The sequence below is a fragment of the Ochrobactrum teleogrylli genome (genome assembly GCF_006376685.1).
Taxonomy (GTDB): domain Bacteria; phylum Pseudomonadota; class Alphaproteobacteria; order Rhizobiales; family Rhizobiaceae; genus Brucella; species Brucella teleogrylli.
On sequence record NZ_VEWL01000035.1, the window covers coordinates 1 to 2,112 of the forward strand.

The window sequence follows — 2,112 nt, forward strand, 5'->3', positions numbered from 1 at the left end:
GCTGCCGCCGGTTTTTGGCTCCTACCAGCCGGACCTGTTCGACCCGGCGCGTGCGGGCGAACTGCTCGGCGTTCTGGTTGACGGTCTTGCGCCATCAGTCGATCTCTGGCTGGCTGAGACGCAGAGCAGCCTCGCGGAAGTGAAAGCCGCTCATGAAGCCACGCGCGGCACCGGTAAGCCGCTCTGGGTGTCCTATACGCTGCGCGATGATGTTGCGCCGGAAGATATGGGCGAGGCCCAGCTTCGTTCAGGCGAAACCGTAGCCGAAGGTGCGCGTCTTGCCGCCGAGCTCGGCGCAGAAGCGCTACTTTTCAATTGCGCCATGCCGGAAGTGATGGACGCCGCCATTCTGGCAGCAAAGAACGTCTTCGATGAACTCGGCAAGGACATTCCGGTTGGCGTTTATGCCAATGCATTTCCATCCCAGCAGGGCGACGAAGAAGCCAATGCGACGGTGACGGAAGTACGCGCCGATCTCGATCCAGATGCCTATGGCAGCTGGGCGCAGCGCTGGGTGAAGAACGGCGCACGCATTATCGGCGGTTGCTGCGGTATCGGCACCAATCACATCCATGCTTTGTCGAGCAAATATCTCTGCGCGTGATCTCGCGCTTCATCTCAAAAGAAAAAGGCGGCCAAAATGGCCGCCTTTTTTGCATCAGGAAAGAATACGGATCGCCGCCAGCGAAAGCGCAACGACACCATTTTTAATGGAGCGTTCGTCGGGCTGATAATCGGAATTGTGCAGCTTGTCGTTACGGCCTTCCTGCGATGCACCGATGCCCAGCTGGAACGACGGCACCTTCTCAGCCACCAGGGCGAAGTCTTCCGAACCGAGGCTGCCGCCGCGCTTGAAATAGACATCGCCATAATGTTCGCGAATGGCCGCGCCCGTCGTTTCGATCAAATAAGGATCGGACACCATTGACGGCACGCCTCGCACATAATTGATTTCGCAGCGCACCCGCATCGAGGCTTCAAGCCCGGCGCAGATGCGCCGCACTGCGGCCTCGACCACATTGCGCGTCGCGGCATCCTGACAACGAACCGTGCCCATCAGCGTCACCGCATCCGGGATGATATTATGCGTGTGTCCGCCATGGATCGAGCCGATGGTCAGCACAGCGGTGTGCATCGGGTCGACTTCTCGCGACACCACGGTCTGCAACTGATTGATCAGCTGCGCTGTCGCGACAATCGGATCGACCGCCTGATGCGGACGCGCCGCATGGCCGGAAGCCGCATGAACGGTGATGTCGAACTCGTCCGACGAGCCGTTGGCCACGCCCTCCACGAAGGTGAAGGTGCCGGTTGGTTCTTCAGGCTGGTTATGAAAACCGAGCGCATAGTCAACACCGTCCAGAATACCGTCAGCAATCATGGCGCGGGCGCCGCTTTCCAGCGTTTCTTCAGCGGGCTGGAACATCAACTTCACATTGCCACTGAGACGCGGCGCGATTTCCTTGAGTACGCTGCCTATGCCGATCAGCGTCGCCGTATGTAGATCGTGACCGCAGGCATGCATCTTGCCCTGATGCGTGCTGGCAAAAGGCAGGCCAGTTTGCTCCTCGATGGGCAGCGCATCCATGTCGGCGCGGATAACCAGCGTCGGCCCCGGGCGCCCACCTTTGATCAAACCTACAACACCGGTCCGGCCAATGCCCGTCTGATACTCTATGCCCAGACGCTTCAGCTCGCGCGCTACGACACCAGCCGTCCGCTCCACATCGAAACCGGTTTCCGGATGGGCGTGGATATCGCGACGGATCTCGATCAGATCCGGCTCCGCCTTGTCCGAGAGTTGCTGAATGAGCGCGGAAAGGTCGTTGAGGCCGTGGCTGGTGGTATGCGTGGTCATAGTGCTTGTCCAATTAGGGCATAACCGGTCCCCATCGGAAGGAGAACTATAAGATTATGCATCTTGAGGTGTGATACCTGTCACCGGCTTATCGCGGTTCGTACCAATCTAACAAGGTAAAACTTCACATCCTCGACCGCTGCTGCCCTCCCCTTCCTTTCCACTCGCCCTTAGAATGCCAAAAGCCCCGCATTGTTTATGCGGGGCTTTTGTGATGATTTGGTTGCGGGGGCAGGATTTGAACCTGCGGCCTT

The 2,112-nt window shown here is 58.9% G+C and carries 2 protein-coding genes; one reads left to right on the plus strand and one right to left on the minus strand.

The annotated features are described in order from the left end of the window. A partial coding sequence (locus FIC94_RS22270) for a homocysteine S-methyltransferase family protein (protein WP_140026463.1) occupies positions 1-604 on the plus strand: 604 nt, incomplete at its 5' end. Between the two features lie 54 nt (positions 605-658). On the opposite strand, the gene FIC94_RS22275 is transcribed toward FIC94_RS22270, so the two are convergent. Then, positions 659-1,858, minus strand: a complete 1,200-nt coding sequence (locus FIC94_RS22275) for a M20 metallopeptidase family protein (RefSeq protein ID WP_140026464.1) — start codon at positions 1,856-1,858, stop codon at positions 659-661. Positions 1,859-2,112: the final 254 nt, after the last annotated feature.

Excerpts from the sequence above, each read along its gene's own strand:
- FIC94_RS22275 (WP_140026464.1), bottom strand. The coding sequence starts at position 1,858 with ATGACCACGCATACCACCAGCCACGGCCTCAACGACCTTTCCGCGCTC.